General features: G+C 43.7%; 18 protein-coding genes. 5 read left to right on the top strand and 13 right to left on the bottom strand.

Annotated elements, in window-relative coordinates:
- Positions 1 to 7: 7 nt before the first annotated feature.
- Positions 8 to 1,099, bottom strand: coding sequence for a 3-phosphoserine/phosphohydroxythreonine transaminase (gene serC / locus ACWA50_RS08780; protein ID WP_431051682.1), 1,092 nt, complete (start codon positions 1,097 to 1,099; stop codon positions 8 to 10).
- 177 nt (positions 1,100 to 1,276) lie between these two features.
- Between serC and ACWA50_RS08775 the strand changes: the two genes are divergently transcribed.
- On the top strand, positions 1,277 to 1,606 hold the full coding sequence (locus tag ACWA50_RS08775) for a DUF496 family protein (RefSeq protein WP_431051680.1): 330 nt from the start codon (positions 1,277 to 1,279) through the stop codon (positions 1,604 to 1,606).
- Positions 1,607 to 1,664: 58 nt separating this feature from the next.
- On the opposite strand, the gene ACWA50_RS08770 is transcribed toward ACWA50_RS08775, so the two are convergent.
- Both ACWA50_RS08770 and ACWA50_RS08765 read right to left on the bottom strand, forming a co-directional pair.
- Positions 1,665 to 2,987 carry an IS4 family transposase gene (locus ACWA50_RS08770; protein WP_431051678.1) on the bottom strand — a complete coding sequence of 441 codons (1,323 nt, stop codon included), beginning with the start codon at positions 2,985 to 2,987 and terminating at the stop codon, positions 1,665 to 1,667.
- 113 nt (positions 2,988 to 3,100) lie between these two features.
- On the bottom strand, positions 3,101 to 4,003 hold the full coding sequence (locus tag ACWA50_RS08765) for a mechanosensitive ion channel family protein (protein ID WP_431051676.1): 903 nt from the start codon (positions 4,001 to 4,003) through the stop codon (positions 3,101 to 3,103).
- A gap of 181 nt (positions 4,004 to 4,184) precedes the next feature.
- Between ACWA50_RS08765 and tehB the strand changes: the two genes are divergently transcribed.
- Positions 4,185 to 5,048 (top strand): SAM-dependent methyltransferase TehB, encoded by an 864-nt coding sequence (gene tehB, locus ACWA50_RS08760; protein WP_431051674.1) that lies wholly within the window; start codon positions 4,185 to 4,187, stop codon positions 5,046 to 5,048.
- A 66-nt stretch (positions 5,049 to 5,114) separates the two neighbouring features.
- Here tehB and pyrD read toward each other — a convergent pair whose 3' ends face one another.
- Entirely contained in the window at positions 5,115 to 6,134 is a 1,020-nt protein-coding gene (gene pyrD, locus ACWA50_RS08755; RefSeq protein ID WP_431051673.1) for a quinone-dependent dihydroorotate dehydrogenase, read from the bottom strand.
- Between the two features lie 81 nt (positions 6,135 to 6,215).
- Complete coding sequence (gene pepN / locus ACWA50_RS08750; RefSeq protein WP_431051671.1) at positions 6,216 to 8,831, bottom strand: aminopeptidase N; 2,616 nt, start codon at positions 8,829 to 8,831, stop codon at positions 6,216 to 6,218.
- A 206-nt stretch (positions 8,832 to 9,037) separates the two neighbouring features.
- Here pepN and purE point away from each other — a divergent pair, with 206 nt between their 5' ends.
- The 3 genes from purE (at position 9,038) to ACWA50_RS08735 (ending at position 12,107) form a co-directional block, all read left to right on the top strand.
- On the top strand, positions 9,038 to 9,529 hold the full coding sequence (gene purE / locus ACWA50_RS08745; protein ID WP_431051669.1) for a 5-(carboxyamino)imidazole ribonucleotide mutase: 492 nt from the start codon (positions 9,038 to 9,040) through the stop codon (positions 9,527 to 9,529).
- Positions 9,530 to 9,539: 10 nt separating this feature from the next.
- Positions 9,540 to 10,619, top strand: a complete 1,080-nt coding sequence (gene purK, locus ACWA50_RS08740; RefSeq protein WP_431051667.1) for a 5-(carboxyamino)imidazole ribonucleotide synthase — start codon at positions 9,540 to 9,542, stop codon at positions 10,617 to 10,619.
- A 297-nt stretch (positions 10,620 to 10,916) separates the two neighbouring features.
- Positions 10,917 to 12,107: an amino acid aminotransferase gene (locus tag ACWA50_RS08735; RefSeq protein ID WP_431051665.1), complete on the top strand. Its 1,191-nt coding sequence runs from the start codon at positions 10,917 to 10,919 to the stop codon at positions 12,105 to 12,107.
- A gap of 90 nt (positions 12,108 to 12,197) precedes the next feature.
- On the opposite strand, the gene ACWA50_RS08730 is transcribed toward ACWA50_RS08735, so the two are convergent.
- The 8 genes from ACWA50_RS08730 to ACWA50_RS08695 all read right to left on the bottom strand — a co-directional run bounded on the left by ACWA50_RS08730 (position 12,198) and on the right by ACWA50_RS08695 (position 21,774).
- Complete coding sequence (locus ACWA50_RS08730; protein WP_431051663.1) at positions 12,198 to 12,854, bottom strand: ABC transporter ATP-binding protein; 657 nt, start codon at positions 12,852 to 12,854, stop codon at positions 12,198 to 12,200.
- Positions 12,851 to 13,648, bottom strand: a complete 798-nt coding sequence (locus ACWA50_RS08725) for an ABC transporter permease (RefSeq protein WP_431051661.1) — start codon at positions 13,646 to 13,648, stop codon at positions 12,851 to 12,853. Before ACWA50_RS08725 ends, ACWA50_RS08730 begins: the two co-directional genes overlap by 4 nt.
- Complete coding sequence (locus ACWA50_RS08720) at positions 13,648 to 14,805, bottom strand: capsule biosynthesis protein (RefSeq protein WP_431051659.1); 1,158 nt, start codon at positions 14,803 to 14,805, stop codon at positions 13,648 to 13,650. Before ACWA50_RS08720 ends, ACWA50_RS08725 begins: the two co-directional genes overlap by 1 nt.
- A gap of 14 nt (positions 14,806 to 14,819) precedes the next feature.
- On the bottom strand, positions 14,820 to 15,986 hold the full coding sequence (locus ACWA50_RS08715; RefSeq protein ID WP_431051658.1) for a polysaccharide biosynthesis/export family protein: 1,167 nt from the start codon (positions 15,984 to 15,986) through the stop codon (positions 14,820 to 14,822).
- Positions 15,987 to 16,140: 154 nt separating this feature from the next.
- Entirely contained in the window at positions 16,141 to 17,127 is a 987-nt protein-coding gene (locus ACWA50_RS08710; RefSeq protein WP_431051657.1) for a CgeB family protein, read from the bottom strand.
- Positions 17,128 to 17,133: 6 nt separating this feature from the next.
- Positions 17,134 to 18,189: a PDDEXK nuclease domain-containing protein gene (locus ACWA50_RS08705; RefSeq protein WP_431051655.1), complete on the bottom strand. Its 1,056-nt coding sequence runs from the start codon at positions 18,187 to 18,189 to the stop codon at positions 17,134 to 17,136.
- 13 nt (positions 18,190 to 18,202) lie between these two features.
- Positions 18,203 to 19,393: a glycosyltransferase gene (locus tag ACWA50_RS08700; RefSeq protein ID WP_431051653.1), complete on the bottom strand. Its 1,191-nt coding sequence runs from the start codon at positions 19,391 to 19,393 to the stop codon at positions 18,203 to 18,205.
- A gap of 20 nt (positions 19,394 to 19,413) precedes the next feature.
- Positions 19,414 to 21,774 carry a glycosyltransferase gene (locus ACWA50_RS08695; protein ID WP_431051651.1) on the bottom strand — a complete coding sequence of 787 codons (2,361 nt, stop codon included), beginning with the start codon at positions 21,772 to 21,774 and terminating at the stop codon, positions 19,414 to 19,416.
- Position 21,775 lies beyond the last annotated feature (1 nt).

Genomic DNA, 21,775 nt, shown 5'->3' with positions numbered 1-21,775 from the left:
TCTGTTTTTATGCGTTTTTATTCTCTTGCGCAAAACGCTGCATAAAGGCGATTAGCGCTTCCACGCCTTCAATCGGCATAGCGTTGTAAATCGAGGCGCGCATGCCGCCGACGATACGGTGTCCTTTTAACGCTTGTAAACCGCACTTGGTGGCTTCGGCAACGAATTTGGCGTTCAATTCGTCGTTGTCGGCGGTAAAGGTCACGTTCATCAAAGAGCGGTTGGCAACGGCGACAGTATTACGGTAAAAATCACTTTGATCGAGATAGGCATACAGTTTTTCCGCTTTGGCACGGTTGCGACCTTCCATTGCGTTTAAACCGCCGTTATCCGACAGCCATTGGAACACCAACGAGCAGAGATACCACGCGAATGTCGGCGGGGTGTTGAACATTGAGTCGTTGTCGCGCAGAATTTGGTAATTCCAAATTGACGGTGTATTCGCGCGCGCTTTACCAATCAAATCATCACGCACGATTAAAATCACAATGCCTGAAGGCCCCATATTTTTTTGCGCACCGGCATAAATCACGCCGAATTTACTGACATCAATCGGACGGGAAAGAATATTGGACGACATATCCGCCACCAACACCGCCTCACCGACATTCGGCACATCAAAAATCTCCACGCCGCTGATGGTTTCATTCGGGCAGTAATGCACATAATCGTATTGTGCCGCAACATCACTGAAATCCAGTTGCGCCACACCGACGACGCCGTCTTGTTCGGCGCTAATCGTGATTTCGTCGATTTCACCGAACAAACGGGCTTCTTTCGCTGCCGCGCCCGACCAATAGCCACTGTTCAGATACAGGGCTTTGCCGTTTTGGCTTAATAAATTCATGGGAATTGCCGCAAATTGCCCGCGCGCGCCGCCTTGGGCAAACAGCACTTGGTAATTATCCGGAATCGCCATTAATTCACGGAGCTGTTGGATCGAGCGCGCTGCCAATGCCATAAAATGTTTACCGCGGTGGCTCACTTCCATCACCGAGGTTTGCAGCCCTTCCCAGTTTAACAACTCCTGTTGTGCTTGTGCTAAAACCGCAGGCGGCATCATTGCCGGACCGGCACTGAAATTAAATACTTGAGACATGTTGTTGACCTTAACTCGAGAAATGAAATAAATAAACTTAGTTTTATCATTCCCTTCCGCTCTTATCAATCGCTTTGTCGCATTTGCGACGATTTTTCTTAATCGAAGCCTTTGACGATCCTGACTAAAAAGGATAAATTAAGGATGTTATCAATAATCAAATAAGTGAGAGTGAAAATGGAAGCGGTAAACAAACAATGTTTTCAAGACGTATTGGAGTATGTCAGCATGGCTCGTCAAAAAAACAAATTAAAACGCGATATGGTTGATATCGAGCGTAAAATTCGTGACAACCAAAAACGGGTTTTATTGTTGGACAATCTGAATCAATATATTAATGATGAAATGAGCGTGGCGGATATTCGCACCATCATCGCCAGTATGCGCGACGATTACGAAGATCGGATTGACGATTATGTGATTCGCAATGCGGAAAACTCCAAACAACGGCGCGAAATCAGCAAAAAAATGGCGGAACAAAGTAAAGCCCGCCAACTCAAAAAATAAACGACACCATTCAACGCTTAACCATGCAAAGTGCGGTCTAAACCGTAATGCCAGTCAGTTAAGGCTGGCGTTTTTTTGTGCAATATTTTTTTGTTTTTTCTCTAACCCATCTTGGATAAGGTTTCCTGTTGCGCCGTTTCGGCAATTTATAGGTAGCAAGTTGGTTGAGTAAAAGTTGATATAATTGGGGTAATTTGCTTGGGCTACTGAGAGGCATCGTGGTAAAAAATGCAATCACCGCAGCTGAACAACTGCTAAAACTCAGCTGAACCGGGCTGAGTCCCTGTTGTAATTTCGTCGCTTCACACATTGCTCGCCGAATTAAATTATAAGCCAGCAACACACCCCATAATTCTTGTTTAACCATTTCCGACTTTTTACTGCGTAACGTGTAGGCACTATTTAGTAAATATTGTTTCACTTCCCGGTAACCCGGTTCAATCCCCCAACGATGGCGATAAAGTCCGATAACTTCCTCTGCAGGGTATAATTCCGGTTCCAGTAATGAGGTCAATATTTGGAAGGATTTCCCCTTTTCGTGTTTTTCAATTAATCGGGCTTCTATATAGGTCGGTAAATCACTATCCCGCTTTCTTGATGGCTGTGTCGTCTTGAGTTTGATACGCTTATCCGTTTCGCTGTGAACGGTCAAAACCTCATATCTCAGTCCTTTTCTTACCGGAATCAACCAATGTTTATTTTCGTTGTGATTCTGCCAATGATAAAGTAATCGTAATGAATAAAATCCTTTATCGAATAAGGTTAAGCTATTCGACGGGGTTGTGGTAATGAGCGGCTCGGCTAAGGTCATTTCGCTTGTACGGTAAGGCGCGAAATGCGCATTAACAATCAAGTGACTGGTCAATTCCATATGGCAAACGGCTTTAATTTGAGGGTAATCGGATAAACCGTTGGTATGTCCTGAACGTCCAAAAGCCTGTTGGTTTTCCTGCGTATCTTCTGTCCGCCAAACGACACCATCCACCGCAAACAAATTGAGATTTCGCCAGTGTGGTAAGTGCGGTTGGTTTTCGGCAAAATAGTGTTCGGCTGTTAATTCAAAAACGCGTTTTACACTTTCTGCTCCTAAGCGTTGTCTAGCCTGAACGATTGCGCTCGGTGCAGTGATGAGCTGTTTGCCCGGCAAGGCTAAATCTAATCGATTGATGATATCGTTCAAAGATTGTTTACGATATAAACTCATACCGATAACCGCCCATAGCACGGCAGTGAGTGGCAAACGCCGTTTTCTTACTGTGGCGACGCCGGAAATATTGAAGGCTTGTTCCAATAATACGGGATCTAGAAATTGATTGAGTTTTTCAAGTTGATAGACTTTTGAACTGAGTATGGTTTGATAAAGGTCTTGTTGCAATGTCATAAGAAATAATCCAATCACGAAATCATGATTGGATTATTAAATGATCATTTGGATCGGTCAAGTTGCTTAACTGATCGGCATTACGGTATAAAAACCGCACTTTTACTTTCCGTCTATTGTTTTCCCAAACTCGCCGCGCTGTTCTCGGGAAAATGCACATCCAATTGGTTAAACGGAATCTCAATCCCCTCCCGATCAAATGCCAATTTAACATTCTCGGTAATGGCATAATAAACGCCCCAGTAATCCGCCGTTTTCGCCCAAGGGCGCACAAACAGTTGCACACTGCTGGCAGCCAAAGAGCCCACGGCAATTGTCGCTTGTGGATTGCTTAAAATACGCGATTCCTGCGCCAGACAATCGGCAATAATCCGTTTGGCTTTGCCAATGTCACTGCTGTAAGCAATGTCGAAAATAAAGTCGACGCGGCGGGTTTCATTGGCGGAATAGTTGGTAATACTGTCACCGAAGACTTTCCCATTCGGTACCAATACGGTTTTATTGTCTCCGGTGCGCAACTCGACCACCAACAACCCGATTTGCGTTACCGCTCCGCTGACGCCGCCGGCTTCAATAAAATCGCCTTTTTTAAATGGTTTGAAGATTAAAATCATCACCCCGGCGGCAAAATTTTGTAACGAATTTTGCAGTGCCAAACCGACGGCTAAACCCGCCGCCCCGATCAATGCCACCAACGAACTGGTGTTAATCCCTAATTGGGATAGTGCGGCAATAATCACAATTAAGAGAAAAAGGAAGTAACTAATTGAGCTGACAAAACCCTGTAACATTTCATCTTTGCTCGATCTGAGTACGACTTTGCCCAATAAACCACTGAATAATCTCGCCAATAATTTACCGATCAGATAAATCACAATTGCCAATAAGATTTTTGTGCCGTAAGGAATGATCCATTGATTTAATAAACTATTGAGATCAAGCTGCTGCACACCGTTGATCAAAGCCGCAGTCTGGGCCTGAATATCAATATTGGTCGTTTCTGTGGTTGCGGTCATCGTGACTCCTTCCCTTGCGCTGATATGTTAAATTAGTGTTGATTTTAACATAAGATAAGCCAGTAACTCGACAAATTTAAGTAAACTTGACTAAATCTGTCGGAAATAATTGCCTCGCCAATAAATTTTCTTTAAAATCCACAAAAAATAAATATTTTAAATATATCTTTAAGGATACGCTATGCACTCACAATTAATTTGTTACAAAAAAATGCCGATTTGGAGCAAAGATACCCTGCCGCAAATGTTCCGCGAAATGCACAACACCAAAGTCGGCACTTGGGCAAAAGTCACTATTCTTTCCGGTTCCCTTGAGTATTTTGAATTGGACGAATCCGGTAAAATATTAAATCGTTATATTTTTGATACGGCAAACCAACCGCCGTTTGTCGAACCACAACAATGGCACCGTGTTTCGCCCCTGTCCGATGATTTGCAATGTTATTTGGAATTTTATTGCTTGCCGCAAGATTATGTTGCCAAAAAATACAATATGACAGCAACCCATTCCGAAGTAATTAATGCCATGCAATTTGTTCAGCCTTGCAAAACCTTGGATCTCGGCTGCGGTCAAGGACGCAATTCTGTATTTCTCGGCGTGCAGGGCTTTGAGGTTGACGCTTGGGATCAGAATGAAACCAGCATTGCATTTTTAGATTCGGTGATCGAGAAAGAAAAATTAAGCAACGTCAAAACCGCACTTTACGACATTAACCAAGCGGCAATTCAAGACAATTACGACTTTATCCTTTCTACCGTGGTGATGATGTTCCTAGAGCGCGATCACATCCCGGCAATTATCGCTAATATGCAGCAACATACCAATATCGGCGGTTATAATTTAATCGTGGCGGCGATGTCCACCGATGATATGCCTTGCCTAATGCCGTTTTCTTTCACCTTTGCCGAAAATGAACTGAAAAATTATTACCAAGGTTGGCAATTGCTTAAATATAACGAACAAGCGGGCGAATTGCATAAAACCGACGCCGACGGCAATCGGATCAAATTGAAATTCGTGACGATGTTGGCGAAGAAAGTCTAGTCGTTTACAAATAAAAAAACGGGTTTCTGATTATAAGAAATCCGTTTTATTTTTAAATAACGTATCTTACCGAACGCCTTCCACCAAGGTTTTGATCAAGTGCGGTCCGTGGTAAATCAAACCGGAATAGAGTTGCAACAGCTCGGCACCGGCAGCGATTTTTTCCTGTGCGCTGGCAACGGAATCAATCCCGCCGCTGCCGATAATCGGAATCTCGCCTTTCAATTCTTGATGTAAACGATTAATGATTCGGGTACTGAGTTTTTGCAACGGTTTGCCGCTTAATCCGCCCTGCTGCTCAGCATTGGCAATGCCGCTGACGCTGTCACGGGAAATCGTGGTGTTGGTGGCGATGACACCGTCTATTTTATGCCTGCGCAAGGTATCGGCAATTTGCACCAGCTCGGCTTCGCTTTGATCCGGCGCAATTTTCACCGCAATCGGCACGTATTTGTTGTAATAATCCGCTAATTCCGTTTGTCTTGCTTTCACCGCCTGCAACAAATCGTCCAGCGCGTCACCATATTGCAATTGGCGCAAACCCGGCGAATTTGGGGAGGAAATATTGATCGTAATATAACCGGCATGGTTATACACTTTGTTCAGACAATAAATATAATCGCCTTTGCCGTTTTCGACCGAGGTGCTGGTATTTTTGCCGATATTAATCCCGATCACACCGTCATAACGCGCTTTTTTCACATTTTCGACCAGATGATCGACACCATGGTTGTTAAAACCGTTGCGGTTGATAATCCCCTCGGCTTCGAGCAAGCGGAACTGGCGCGGTTTCGGATTGCCGTCTTGCGCCAACGGCGTCACCGTGCCGACTTCGATAAAACCAAACCCCAGCGCACCGAAACCGTCAATCGCCTCGCCGTTTTTATCCGCCCCCGCCGCCAAACCGATCGGATTTTTAAATTCGATTCCCATGCAGGTTTTCGGCGTGCCTTGCGGGCAGCGAAGTGCGGTTTGCAGCAGATATTTCGCCGGCGTTTTACCGAGAATGGCCAAGGTTTTCACGGTAACATTATGCGCCAGCTCTGCGTCCAGTGAAAACAGCCCTTTGCGAATAAAAGAATACATATCCTAACCTTTTGTGTAGGGGCATATTGCATATGCCCGTTGACGACATCTTATCAGCGCATGCCATACGCGCTGACATTTTTAATGCGAATCCAACGCCTTTTCAATCTTCTCAAACAGGTCTTTGGATAAGTTTTCGATTTTCGCCAAACGTTCCAAACCGCGCTTCATCAGGGTTTGACGCTGGGCGTCATAACGTCCCAAACGGATCAGCGGTTCGATCAAGCGTGAGGCAATCTGCGGATTGCTACTGTTAACTTTGGTTAATACATCCACCAAGAAACGATAGCCGGAGCCGTCAATTGCGTGGAACGCATTCGGGTTTTGATTGGCAAAACTGCCGACCAATGCACGCAAGCGGTTCGGGTTATTGAAATTAAAACTCGGGTGATCCATTAATGCGATAACATTTTGTAAGACATCTTCGTCCGGACGGGTGGCTTGCAGTGCGAACCATTTATCCATCACCAAGCCGTCATGCGCCCATTTCTGTTCGAAATCCGCCAACAGATTATCACGACAAGGCAATGCCGCAGACGTTGCCGCCGCCAATGCCGCCAGCGTATCCGTCATATTATTCGCGTGTGTGTAGTGGGCATTAACCAGTGCATTACCAAATTCGGTGACTGCCAAATAACTTAAACAACAATTACGCAAACTGCGCAGTGCCACGTCTTCGCGCAGCACCCGATATTCCGGCAAATCAATCTGATGATACAATTTTAGCAAGTGCGGTTTTAAATATTCCGCAATTTGCTGTTGCAGGAAGCGACGCACGCTATGAATGCCGCTCGGATCGATCACTTTAAACTGCTCGGCAAATTCGGTTTCTTTCGGCAGTGTCAGGATAAGTGCGGTCAATTCGATATCCTGCTGATAATTTTCCAAAATCCCTTGGAATGCCGCTAGCAATTGCGGGCTAATCTGTAACGCTTCGCCGTTTTGTCGGCGTTGCAAGTTTTGGCGTAATTCGGCCGCCAACAACATTTGCGCCGCATCCCAACGGATAAACGCATTTTCCGCATGATTCAATAAGCCTAACAATTGCGTATCGCTGTAATCGTAATCCAGTTTGACCGGCGCGGAAAAATCACACAATAATGCCGGCGTCGGGCGCGCATAAACGTGATGGAACTCAAACACTTGATGATTTTGTAAAATATCCAACACATCGCTAACCGGGCCGTTTTCATCTTGTAATGCCAGTTTATGCCCTTTTCCATCATACAATGCGATTTTCAACGGAATATGCAAATTGATTTTATCCAGTTGATCATGAGTCGGCGCGGTGCTTTGCGACACATTCAAACGGTAAATATGCTTGCGTTCGTCATATTCGTCACTGACGCTGAGCTGCGGTGTGCCGGATTGGCTGTACCAACGGCGGAACAGGGTTAAATCGACACCGGAGGCACGCTCCATTGCCGAGACGAAATCTTCGCAAGTCGCTGCCTTGCCGTCGTTTTCGGCAATATATAGCTTCATGCCCTGCTGAAACCGCACTTCGCCTAATAAGGTGTGCAGCATGCGGATCACTTCCGCGCCTTTTTCATATACGGTGACGGTGTAGAAATTATTCATTTCGATCACTTTTTCCGGGCGGATCGGATGTGCCATCGGACCGGCATCTTCCGCGAATTGCACCGTACGCAAAATTTTCACATTATTAATCCGCTGCACCGCTCTTGAACCGGTATCGGAAGAAAATTCCTGATCGCGGAACACCGTCAAGCCCTCTTTCAGGCTCAACTGAAACCAATCGCGACACGTCACGCGGTTGCCGGTCCAGTTATGGAAATATTCGTGGGCGATCACCGCTTCGACATTATGATAATCTTCATCGGTTGCCGTCGCCGGGTTGGCGAGCACAAATTTAGAGTTGAATACGTTCAAGCCCTTGTTTTCCATCGCCCCCATATTGAAGAAATCAACGGCGACGATCATGTAAATATCCAAATCATATTCCAGATCGAACCGCTCTTCGTCCCATTTCATCGACTTTTTCAAGCTTTGCATTGCCCAATCGGCACGATCTAAATTGCCTTTATCGACATACAATTCCAGCGCCACGTTACGACCGCTCTTAGTGACAAAATTGTCCTGCAACAAGTCAAAATCCCCTGCCACCAGCGCAAACAGGTAACTCGGTTTCGGGAACGGATCTTGCCATTCGACCCAATGTTTGCCGTTATCCAAATCGCCGCCGTTAATGCGGTTGCCGTTGGATAACAGATAAGGATATCGGGTTTTATCGGCGGTGATTTTGGTGGTATAGCGTGCCAGCACGTCAGGACGATCCAGCATATAGGTGATTTGACGGAAACCTTCCGCCTCGCATTGGGTGCAAAAACCGTCACCCGATTGATATAACCCTTGCAGCGAGGTATTTTCCGCCGGTTTTAAACGGGTTTGAATCGTGAGCTCAAAATGGTCAGCCTCTAATGAACTGAGATCAAGCAATAGCGATTCGCTATCTTGTTGATAGTGCGGAAAATCGTTGCCGTTAAGTTGTAACGACACAAACTGGAAACTGTGTCCGTCGAGGCGCAATTCCGTTGCCTTCGGGTTTAAACGCTGAACGGCGGTTTTAGCCGTCACTAGGGTATCTTGCGGATCTAATTGAAAATCAAGATAAATATCGGTGATGGTATAATCCGGTTTTTTATAATCTTTGCGGTATTTTGCTTTCGTCAGCATTCGATGTGCTCTCTATTTTTTTCAGTTTATTCGACCAATAAGCATAGAATTTTCTCCACTAACTTGCAATCGAATCACGATATTCCGACTAAAAAAGATAAAATATTGCGCCTAACCATACCGACAACACTCAATTTCTTATAAAATCATGCTATCCTAACCGCACTTTTGACTTTATTCACCTCACACAAGGAAATATCTGATTTATGTCTGCAAAAATCGCGATTGTCATGGGTTCTCAAAGTGACTGGTCTACGATGATCGAAGCCGCCAATGTATTGGATCAACTGCAAGTGCCTTACCATGTGGAAATTGTCTCCGCCCACCGCACGCCGGATAAGCTGTTCAGCTTTGCCGAAACGGCGCAAAGCAACGGTTATCAAGTGATTATCGCCGGCGCAGGCGGCGCGGCACATCTGCCGGGCATGATTGCAGCCAAAACCCTTGTGCCGGTGTTGGGCGTGCCGGTGAAAAGTGCGGTTTTAAGCGGTATAGACAGTCTCTATTCGATTGTGCAAATGCCAAAAGGGATTCCGGTCGGCACGTTGGCAATTGGTGCGGCGGGTGCAGCCAATGCGGGGCTATTAGCCGCACAGATTTTAGCCAACCACGATAGCGCACTTGCCGAACGTTTACGGCAATTCCGTGCGCAACAAACCCAAACCGTGTTAGATAATCCGGATCCGCGTTTGCTATAAGGAAAGCGTCATGCAAAAAAGTGCCATTTATCCACCGGTTTATGTGTTAGGCAACGGACAATTGGGACGCATGTTGCGTTATGCCGGCGCCCCATTGGATATTGGAGTGCAGCCATTAGACTTTGCTGCCCCCCTGTTTGAAATTGAAGATAACGCGGTGATTACCGCAGAGATCGAGCGTTGGGAAACCACGCCACTCACCACTGCCCTTGCCACCCACCCCAATTTTATTAATCAAACCGTTTTTGCGCTGCTGGCGGATCGCCATTCGCAAAAATCACTGTTAGACCAACTCAATTTACCGACTTCGCCATGGCAGCCGTTAAACTCGGCTGAACAATGGACGCGGATTTTTTCACAAGTCGGCGAAAAAGTGGTGGTGAAACGCCGCAGCGGTGGCTATGACGGGCGCGGACAATGGATTGTCACTAGCAATAATCAAGAGGTGATTACAAACGAACTATTCGGTGAAGTGATCGCCGAAGCGTTTATTCCGTTCGATTATGAGGTATCACTGGTCGGCGCACGCTTTGCCGACGGTTCGACCCGCTTCTATCCTGTCACCCACAATTTGCAACAAAACGGCATTCTGCGTTACAGCGTGCAATTGGGCGTTGACCGCACTTTGCAAACGAAAGCCGAAGCCATGCTCGGCGCAATCATGCATAAGTTGGATTATATCGGCGTGATGGCGATGGAATGTTTTGTGGTCGGCGATAAATTACTGATTAACGAACTTGCGCCAAGGGTGCACAACAGCGGACATTGGACGCAACTGGGTTGTTCGATCAGCCAATTTGAATTGCACTTGCGCGCGCTGCTCAACCTGCCGACACCGCACTTGGAAATTGTTATGCCGAGCGTGATGGTGAACCTCATCGGCACGGAACACAATCCGCAATGGCTCAGTCTGCCGTTCAGCCAACTGCATTGGTACGGCAAAAAAGTGCTGTCGGGGCGCAAAGTGGGACATCTTAACCTCTCGCACCCGGATAAAAACGTGTTGGTTGACAACCTGCGCCGATTGGAAAATCTCTTGCCGGAAGATTACCGTTCCGGGCTGGAATGGGCGATTGGGAAATTAAGCTGATTTTTGCTTTTTAGGATTGTTATCTGCGCTGAAAATCAGTATAAATAGAAACTCAATTTAGGGTTATTGTCGATAATTGTTTATCCGCAACGGTTTAATCCAAGCGGATTGGATAGCCGCCCGTTTACGAAGTGCGGTATAAGCAATGAATCAAGAGAGAATAAATACAAAGTGCGGTTCGGGCGATATCTAATTCGCCCCTACAATGCACAACACATATTAATTTCAACCAATTATCCTAAAACAATAAAAATTTATTACACAACATCATTATCATCAAAATCAAAGGAAATCACTATGTTTGAAAAAATCCAAGCCGCACCGGCAGATCCGATTTTAGGTTTAGGCGAAGCGTTTAAAGCCGAAACCCGCAGCAACAAAATCAACTTGGGGATCGGTGTTTATAAAGACGCCAACGGCTTGACCCCAATCGTGAAAGCGGTGAAAGAAGCAGAAAAACGCCTGTTGGAAAACGAAAACACCAAAAATTACCTGACGATTGACGGTGTTGCCGCCTACAACCAATTCACCCAAGAATTACTGTTCGGCGCAAATAGCGAGATCGTCAACAGCAAACGCGCCAAAACCGCACAAAGTTTGGGCGGAACAGGGGCATTGCGTGTTGCAGCGGAATTTATCAAACGCCAAACCAATGCGCAAAATGTGTGGATCAGCGCCCCGACTTGGCCAAACCACAACGCGATTTTCAACGCGGTCGGCATGACGATTCGTAACTACCGTTACTACAACGAAGAAACTCACGCTTTAGATTGGGACAACATGATCGCCGATCTCAGCAACGCCGGCGAAGGCGATGTGGTACTGCTGCACGGCTGCTGCCACAACCCGACCGGTATCGACCCGACCCCTGAACAGTGGCAACAGTTAGCCGCCATGTCGGTGAAAAACGGTTGGTTACCATTATTTGACTTTGCTTATCAAGGCTTAGCCAACGGCTTAGATGAAGATGCCCAAGGCTTGCGCGCCTTTGCCGCAAACCACAAAGAATTACTGATTGCCAGCTCATTCTCGAAAAACTTCGGTTTATATAACGAACGCGTCGGCGCATTCACCATCGTTGCCGCGGATCAAGCCACTGCCGAAACCGCATTCAGCCAAGTGAAATCCATTATCCGTACGCTGTATTCCAACCCGTCCTCCCACGGCGCAAATGCCGTCGCCTTGGTGTTGAGTGACGCAGAATTAAAAGCCGACTGGATCGCCGAACTTGCCGAAATGCGCGAACGGATTAAAACCATGCGCCAAAAATTCGTGGACTTATTGAAAGAATACGGCGCAGAGCAAGACTTCTCATTTATCATCGAACAAAACGGCATGTTCTCCTTCAGCGGCCTCAGCCCTGAACAAGTGGATCGCCTGAAAGACGAATTCGCAATTTACGCGGTACGTTCCGGGCGGATCAATGTTGCTGGTATCACCGAAGATAATATCCGTTATCTGTGTGAAAGTATTGTGAAGGTGTTGTAATTTTTAGAGGGGCAAAAGCCCCTCAACTCTGCTTTACCAACCATTAAAACCGCACATGGAAATTGGGGGCATTTTTGTTGTCAGCTTCGGCTAGGCTTTTTGGCTTTCATTGTAATATTTATAGGCTTCATCAATTGACTGGAAATTATGCATATAACCGGCTTCTAACACTGCGGCATTATCACAATACTCGCGTACCGCTGACGGGCTGTGCGAAACCAGAATAATCGAGCGATCTTTGCGCTTTTCAAACAGTTCATATTTACATTTAGCCGAAAAACGGGAATCCCCCACTGCAATCACTTCATCGATCAGATAGCAATCAAATTCCACCGATAACGACAATGCAAACGCTAAACGGGCTTTCATACCAGAAGAATATTTGTTTACCGGTTCATAAAGATAATCACCTAATTCGGAAAATTCTTCAGTGAAGCATTTGACATAATCAATATCCACATCGTAAATTCTGCAAATAAAGCGCAAATTATCCATACCGGTTAAACTGCCTTGAAATGCACCGCTAAAGGCTAAAGGCCAAGAGATACTCATGGTACGCTCAATCGTGCCGCTTGTTGGCGGTTCAATCCCACTGATTAGGCGAATTAAGGTGGATTTACCTGCGCCATTACGTCCTAAAATCCCAATTTTCTCGCCTTTTTCCAACTCAAAATTAACATTATGTAATACTGTACGCCAACCATTATGAGTTAAATAACGTTTACTGACATCTTCCACTTTGATCATGAAGGTTCAATTCCTTTACTAAAATTTTTCACCATCATTAGCCCTATTAGTAATAATGTAAGATCACAAACCAATAAAAACCAAGGATTTTCGTAAGTTATAGCCATAGAACCAAAATAACCATGACGAAACATTTCTGTACCATGAATCATCGGAACCCAAAGAATATATTTATGAAATTGTACTGGTAGGCTATGTATAAAAAACATTGCTCCTGATAGTGGAAACATTACAAAACTCAATGTACCCCAAATTTTCCCAAAGGGTTCAATATGGTGAGCAATAGAGCAGATAATCAGCCCTAGTCCAATAGCAAACATTGCCATTAATATCCATGCTAATAACATATAAAAAATATCTTGTGGCAATTCAATCCAACCAATTGCAATCAGTATCGCCATAATTACAATTTGAGCAACTGTTGCACCAGTTATTTCTAATAACATCCTCGCAAATAGCGTATCTAACACTCTAACGTTACGGTGATAAAGTAAACTAATATTAGCCGAAACTGAACCTATCGCTCGATTTGAGGCATTACGCCACATCATCATTAACGGATAACCTGTTACTGCGAATGCAATAATATTTAATGCAGAAAATGCATCTCCTCTAACAAACCGCCACAGCAATACTATTGATACTGTCATTAACATAGGTTCAACAAACAACCATAAAAAACCAATATTCTGCCGCCCATAGCGGGTAATGATTTCGCGCAACAATAATGCGCCAACCACGCGCTTTTGAATGGCAAAAGATTGCTGTAATGTGGTTTTATCACCGTATTGCATTAGTTTTTATGCTCTCTCACGCTAGCTAACAATAGGCTTAATATTCCATATAACATTAAGCCGATAATCAAAGTGGCAAAAATATTATAAATCCGATAAGGCTCTAGGGCTAAATCGGGTTTGCTTGGTTGATTAATCACTTCCAAATATAATTGTTGGCGATCCGCTTCTTTTTTAGCATTTTGCAATGATGTAATTGCTGTAGTTAATTGTTGCTGCGCTAAGGTGTTATCTAGAACCAAGCGTTGGTATTCTGCCGTTTGATTAGCCATCGAATCACCGCCACCAAAAATGGTTTCAATTTGCTGTTGAATCTCATTTTGGATACTTTTTTCTCTCGCCTGCAAGGTTTTCACTTGCGGATTTTGTGGTGAAATCGCACGCACTTGATCCAACTGAGTTTGGATAGAGATTAATTCATCTTGTAATTTGGAAATCAAGGTCAACTGCACCTCGGATTGAGCCTGAAGATCAAAGATCCCGTTTTTAATCCGATATTCACTCAATGCGAGTGCAGAGTCAGTCACCCGCTGTTCGGCTTCTTTTACCGATTGTTCGGCAAAGATGATCGTATCCCTGCGCGCACGCTCATTCAAACGGTTAATTAATGCTTCCCCCAAACGCAATAATTCAGTGTTAACTTTTTGTCCATCTTCCGCATTAAAAGCACGAATACTTAAGGTCGCAATACCCGAGACGGAATCTAAGCTGACTGAAGAACGTTTTTGGAAATAACGATAAAACGCTTCCTGCCCATCATTAATCCCAAGCGGATTAAAACGGCTGAAAAAATCGCCTTTATCTTCATAAAACTGGCGCATAGGCAATACCGATTCCAATTGTTCAAGTACATTACGCGAGCGCATAAACTCCTGCACCGTGTAAGTATCGTCCTGCGAACGGGCAAAGCCTACACTCTGCAACAACGCACCAAAACCGCTTAATGAGGCTTGGCTGCGAGAAGAACGCACCACAAAACTGGACTCAGAGATGTACACATCAGACGCCCAAAAAGTGAAATAGAACACCGAACAAAAAGTCGGAATCAACACCGTCACCCAAAACAAGGGATTAAACTTTTTCCATATTTTTTTTATATCTTTTTCTGCCTTAGATACTGATATCGGTTTTTCCGCCACTAATGTTGTCTCTGTCATTTCTTTTTTCTCCATTAATTCGATAAATTATTCACGCTGTTTGCCGTGCTAGTTATCGGTGAAGTAATTGAGAAAATAATTCTCAAGAATTTTTGGAATTCCGCTAACGGAGCATTCGATACATAGACAATATCTTTATTTTGAATCGGGAAACGTTGCAACCAGAACAACGATTTCGGTTCTAATAAATTGATCCGATAGACCGTCGGCACATCCATACCCACGTCATAACCACGCCCCTGCCAAGTGGCTTTATCTTGTGCGCTCAGCTTTTCAAACGGTAAATAACGGAATACAAACACGCCGCGCGGATCAGAACGGGTATCAATCAAACCGCCCATGCGACCGATAGCTTCCGCCAACGTCAAGCCTTTAGCTGAAAACCGCACTTCGCGATTGCTACCCACCGCACCAAGTGCGGTAAAGCTCAATGGATTGTTCAGTAATGAGATCACATCACCGGAACGCAACTTAATATTTTCCTTTGGATTAGAAGCCAGTTTTTCTAGCGAGATTGTTTTAACCTCATGACCTCTTGTCAGCTGTACAGAAATATCATAAGCATTTTCCGTTGCCCCACCGACAGCAGCCACCGCATCTAGCACTCGCTCGCCATGTGCGGTGAGCGGCATACGGACACTATTGCCTTGTCGTAACACAGTGACATTGGCTGAATTATTTTTCACCAAACGCACCATAGCTTGTGGCTGATTTGCCATAGGCGCTAGGCGACGCACAATCTCTTTTTGGATCTGCTCCGGCGTTTTACCGCGTACAGAAATCGCACCTAAAAAGGGAATAGTGATTTTGCCACTTTCACTCACCATCTGTTCAGGTAAGCTAGTCAATTGTGCTCCACCTGTGCCACTTTGGTTTAACACACCACCAAACAACACCGCAGGCGGCGCTTCCCAGATCATCACATCGAGGGTGTCACCAATATTCACCGCTCCGTTATAGCTGTTTGCATTGGCAAAATGGCTAAACGATTGTGCTTGTTGCTGATTAAAAAGTGCGGTCGCCACCGCATCTTCAACCTCAACCACTTCAACTGTCGGGATGTTTTCATTACTTTGATTTTGCAAATCCATCACGCGGCTTTGGCTGGGGCCAGAGGTCGGCATGGTATTACAAGCTGTCAAAGTTAGGCAGCATAGGGAAAGTGTTAGTTTTTTCATCATAATTTCTTATTCAGTACAATAAATCATAGTTTTTTGACTTATCCGCACAACTAAATCAAGTTCAAGATTCTATCCCTTTTGCAAGGGAATTTATAGTTAGAAATAGTTAGCAAGTATAAAATATCTATATTAAAAATATTACATATATTTTTAATTATAATCCAATAACATTAGTAATTTGTTCTAGCCGATGTTCCCAAGTATGATATTGCGCCACATATTCCGCACCTGCCCTTGCACGCGCCAAGTCATTCGCACTCGGGCCGTGTTTCAAACGGGCAAACAAATCCAGCATTTCCTCACGACTCTCCACTATATGGCAATAATCCGCAAACAGATTATTGACCGATTCGGAAGCATTGGTGACCGCAATCCCGCCGCAAGCCAAAATCTCGACCAAACGGCGGGAAAACATGGTTGGTGAATCGGTGATGGTATTCACGTTCAACGAAACCAAATAATCCTTATAAATCTGCGCCGTTTGCGGGTAAGCCACAGCCGGGCAAACCTGCATATCAGCCAACAGCGGGTAGCGGTAGTTATCCGATTTCCGATTGGAATTCCGGTCAAAAACCGTCAAGCCCAAACCGCTTTCCGAGGCCGTCTGAAACAGATTATCTTGAAACAGACGCCGATCCGCATGGACATGATGGCTGTAACTGCCGACAAAATTCGCCCGATGATACTTAAAATCAAAGCCGGTAAACGCATGAAATTTCGGCTGCACGGCAAACATCAAGGTATGCACCGAAGCATCCTGCCCCATTACTGCTTTGTACTTGGGAATACAATTCGCATCTACCGTAAACACATGATCAAACAGCTTGGCACTGTTAATAAAACGATCAAAATGAACTCCGTCTTCTTTATTCCAAAAAACCGTTGGAATACCCTTATCTTTGGCTTTTTCAACTAAGCGCTTTAACGCATGATTATTGCGTTTCGGCACATCAGGATAAGCCGCAATTTTATATTTCCAGCGGTTTTTATAGCCCTGCCAAGCTGATTCGACCAACAGCATATCGGCTTGATTCAGCATATAACGCTGCAACACATTGTATCTTGCCGATAACAACGTCAGCCCATCTTCTTGGCTGAGAGCAGCGTGTGTCAGATTATCGGATATTAAATAAATATTCATCAAAACTCATTCTACCAATAATGCCTGCAACTGTGCTTTGCTTGGCAAAACAGTCAAATAACGGCTGGCAAAAATCTGACTATTGCCTTCAGGCAAAGTAAACTCTACAACCGCTTCACTTTTATCTTGGCACAGCACGATACCAATGGTTTGATTCTCATCGGGCAAGCGCATTTTACGGTCGTAATAATTCACATACATCTGCATTTGTCCTAAATCTTGATGTTTCAGACGGCCTAATTTCAAATCAATCAACACAAAACAACGCAGAACCCGATTATAGAACACCAAATCCACATAAAAATGTTGGTCATCCAGACTGATTCGTTGCTGGCGCGAAACAAAAGCAAATCCCGTTCCCAGCTCCAATAAAAAATGCTCCAGCTTATCAATCAAGCGTTGTTCCAGTTTGCTCTCGGAATATTGCGAATGCTCAGGCAAGCCGAGGAATTCCAACACATAAGGGTCTTTAATCACATCTTGCGGTGTTTCAATGACTTGCCCTTGCAAAGCTAAACTCAGCACGCCTTGCTTGTCTTTACTCAATGCCAATCGAGTAAACAACGCCGAATCATATTGGCGGTTCAGTTCACGCAAGCTCCAATTGTTTTTTGCGGCTTCGACTTCATAAAACCGTCGTTCCAGCGGATCGGCAATCCGCATCAACCTGATATAGTGCGACCAACTCAACTTGAATTCGTCAGACGGTGTCTGACCTTTTTCTAATTTCTGAGACGACGCTTCCGAATTCGTCAATACTGTTGACGAAATTGGCTGTGAGTAGGTTTTATAGAAAAAGCGCATTCGATCCAAATTTTCTACTGAAAATCCCCTCCCGAATTCCGCCGTCAGCCGACGTGACAACCGCTTCAACTGAGCCTTGCCATAAGCCGCTCTTTCATGACCTCCCTGCTCATCTTCCACAATCATTCTGCCGATTTCAAAATAAGTCAGCACCATTGCCTGATTCACTTGCGCCACCGCTCGCTGACGAGCAGTTTTCAGCAGTTCGGCAATTTTGTCGGCGAGTGGCAAGATTTCAATATCTTGGTTAGTGTTCATATCACTTATCCAGTTAGGAAAATATTTCTAATTTTTTTATCTCTGCTGTAGTGATACGATTGTCCCATAATATCGTCTTAGCACTTTTCAACCGCAACGGACTACTTACTGAAAAAGAAAAGCTACCTTTAGCAATTCCATTTGAGGCGGATAAATATTTATACCAACCAATTTCAGGATTGGTTGATTGATTCAAGCCTTGCACACCATCTGCAACCTGATCAAAAAATATTGATAAAACCAAAGCTTTAGACGAAGTAATTGAGTTATCAGTTTGAATTTCATATGCACACTCAAAAACTTTTTCAACTGGGTTATAATTTATTTCCAAAGTCGTTGTCTTATTTTTTAAAGCAACATCTACTGTTTTAAAAATCATTTTACGGTTATCAATAAAACCTTGAACATCATCACTTAGCACTGGAAATAGCTCACTAATAACTTCTGGCATTTTTGTTTTAGTAAACCGCATCAAATCAGTCTCAATCGTATTATTTTTGTTATGACTATCATTGGAAAACCGATAATTAGTATCTTGTTGATCGTGGTGAGTATGTATATAGGAAGGTTTACGCGAATCAACAATTACAGGATAATTTTCATCCAAATTATGGTGACTATGCATGGTTGGTAGCTCGAGACTACCGTCACCCCAAAAACCAATATAGGCTTGCCCTATTGCTATAAATCGTTGTTTGCAGTCACGAAAATCAATAAAATGCCCATCTTTATAATATCCAGTAAATCCTTTGCCAAAAGATACCGCCATATTTTTATAATCAATTTTATTATATGCGGCTAACTGTTCTAAATAATTTACTGCCAACAAGTCGTCGTCATCCAAACGAAAAAAAGCTACAGAACCATTTGGTTTTCCATTCAAAACCGCACGAATAGGGTTGCCTTGGTGTGTATCAACCTCGCACAAATGCAAGAATGGGTATTTCTGACTCAATTCAAACAACATATTTTTCCATTTTTCAGGCAAAATAGACGAATAAGAAACGATATGTTTAAAATCAAAATCCTGCTTCATTTTTGCCATAAGAGGCACAGAAAGTTCGGCAAAAATTTTGGCACGCACCGACATTCTTTCATCTGAAAATAAATGTGCGATATATTCTTCTTCTGTAAAATTAGATACATTCCAAGCATTACTTTTAGGAAGATACAGACTAAATCTCGTTTGCCCAATAAAATACATAACAATACCCTCAAAAAAATTTAAAAAATAAATACTTTCATCTCAACGAGCTCAATCACAGCATCTTTTTGCCACAACATCAATTTTAATCTCTCAATTTGATTATCTTTCGTTAATGGAATTTCCATAAAACAGGTAGCACCACTTTCGGTTGTGGTCAGATACTTGTATAGTCCCACCGACTTCATATCAGACATTTTGAATCCAGTAACCGCACTTGCATTATTAGGTCCTAGAGACACCAACGCTGCATTAACCTTAGTATTATCAGAATATTTTAAGCTGTATTCCAAAATTAGCTTGCAATTACTTTGTACGCTTTTCGGTAAATCAATCACTATGCCGTCTGAAGTCAATTTACGGTTTTGAATTTCCGCAATAACGGTGTGTTCGATATCATCCGCTCTTGGCGCCGGTGCACTTGGGAAGCGAATAGTAGAAAGGCGGAGTTGCTTACGTAATTGGCTCACGAAGTTATCCACTGAATAACGTTCCTTGATTAACGTCAAGCCTTGGTGATTGTATCGGTTGAATTTATCCAAGGTGTTTTGTTTGTGAATATGTGTTGCCAGTTGCTCTACCGACTTGAAAATATATTTTTCAGGGTAGATGTATTCCATTCCATTCCAATCCAACAGAATACCTTGGTTACCGGCAGAAAAACCGTCTGCCGGTGCGATGTGAAAACTTTCTGGGATTTCTTCGTTGTCGCTGGTTGACAAGATAAAACCGATATCTTTCAATTCAGTTTTAACATCCACCCACCCCTTAATCACAACGTGCGGTTGCAGATTGTTTTGTTCGATAAAACGGTTGCATTCATCAAAATAAGCCATCTCTTGCGGGTTATTTTTTACCCAAGGCAAGTCTTCCGGCATTTTTCCATAGACGAACAGTCGGTATTTTTTGTTTTTTGCGACCAGTTTTTTCAATACTTTCAGCGCATTCAGGTAGCCTTTTCGTGAAGGCAGAATACCGATAATGCCGAGATTGAACAATTTTTCTTTATCATTCGATTGTGCATAGTTGCTGCTGTCCAGATAATTGGGCAACAAGCATGCTTGAGAGCGTGGGATACGAGTGTATTCAACCAGCTTTTCAAAGAAATAGAGCGATACGGCAAAAACACGATTGACTTTGGTAAAGTCGATTTGTTTGAACCATGCTGTAGTCAACTCAAAACGATGCATGCGGATAAAGAGTTTTTGATTATCCCTTACCCGATGGCTATACCAGACGGCGTTGCCCAGCATCCATTCGCAAAAGACAACTTCCGCCCATTTCAAGCACTCTTCGCTATGTTGCACGTCATGAGCATTGTGTCCTGTCCATTCGTCAATGCGGATTTGGTAAAACTGTTGCAAGTGCGGCAATACGGGTCGGATGAATTTCAAATCATAACCTGCCACCACCATTCTTTGCTTAATGGTGTTTAAAAATTTGCCATAATTTCGGTTATAAATTTCAGCCAAAACGCCTTTAATTCTTTCGTTATAATTAAAGGTTGAAATCAGCTTTTTATTTTGATTAACAAAATCTGCCAATGCGATAAAATCGCTTTCATCTATATCAAAGCGATTATAGGCAATCATAGACTGGATTGCCGTTTGAAGCCCGACTTGCAAACGAATACTGTAGTAATCTACACCTTGTTTGGCAAGTTTTTCCTGTGCGGTTTGCCATACCATTAAATGATTGTTCAATTCTCGTGAACCGTAACTTTGCGTGGATGAGGCTTGCGCACTGATTCTTTTATTATAAATAAATGTAGGATGGTCGATATAGGCTACCGTTTGTGCAACAGACAATACTTCGGTTAAATAAACCGTATCTTCCCCCATGCGTAAATCAGAATGCCATGTTATTTGATTATTTTCCAATAAGCTACGCTTAATCAGGCTTGGAACGGTTGTGCTCTGTTTTCCGATGATCGTCTCAATTTGTCCACATTTATCCAACCTTGCCATATTTTCAAAAATCCGGTTGGTAGCAAAACGTTTATTGCCATCATCAACGATTAGATACCCTCGCACAATATCGGCATTTTGTTTTTTTGCTTCACCAAAGTGGATTTTTAATGTATCCGAAAAAATTTCATCATCGCAGTCCAAAAAGAAAATATATTCTCCTTTTGCCTGTGACACGCCGAGATTACGGGGCTCGGAAGGAGATCCGCTATTTTGTGCCATCTGCAAGACCCGCCAATTTGAATGCTGCGCTGCCTGGCTTTGCAAGTAATGAAAGGTGTTATCTTTGGAACAGTCGTCTACAAAAATAACTTCATAGCGGGATTCCAGATAATCAATACTTTCTAGCGCCGCTATGCAGACTTCGATTTTCCCAACGGCGTTATAGCAAGGGATGATAATGCTGATATCCATA

Source organism: Testudinibacter sp. P17/SS/0325, assembly GCF_053570765.1.
Note: the sequence above shows the minus strand (reverse complement) of the source record. Positions and strands in the feature narration are given on the sequence as shown.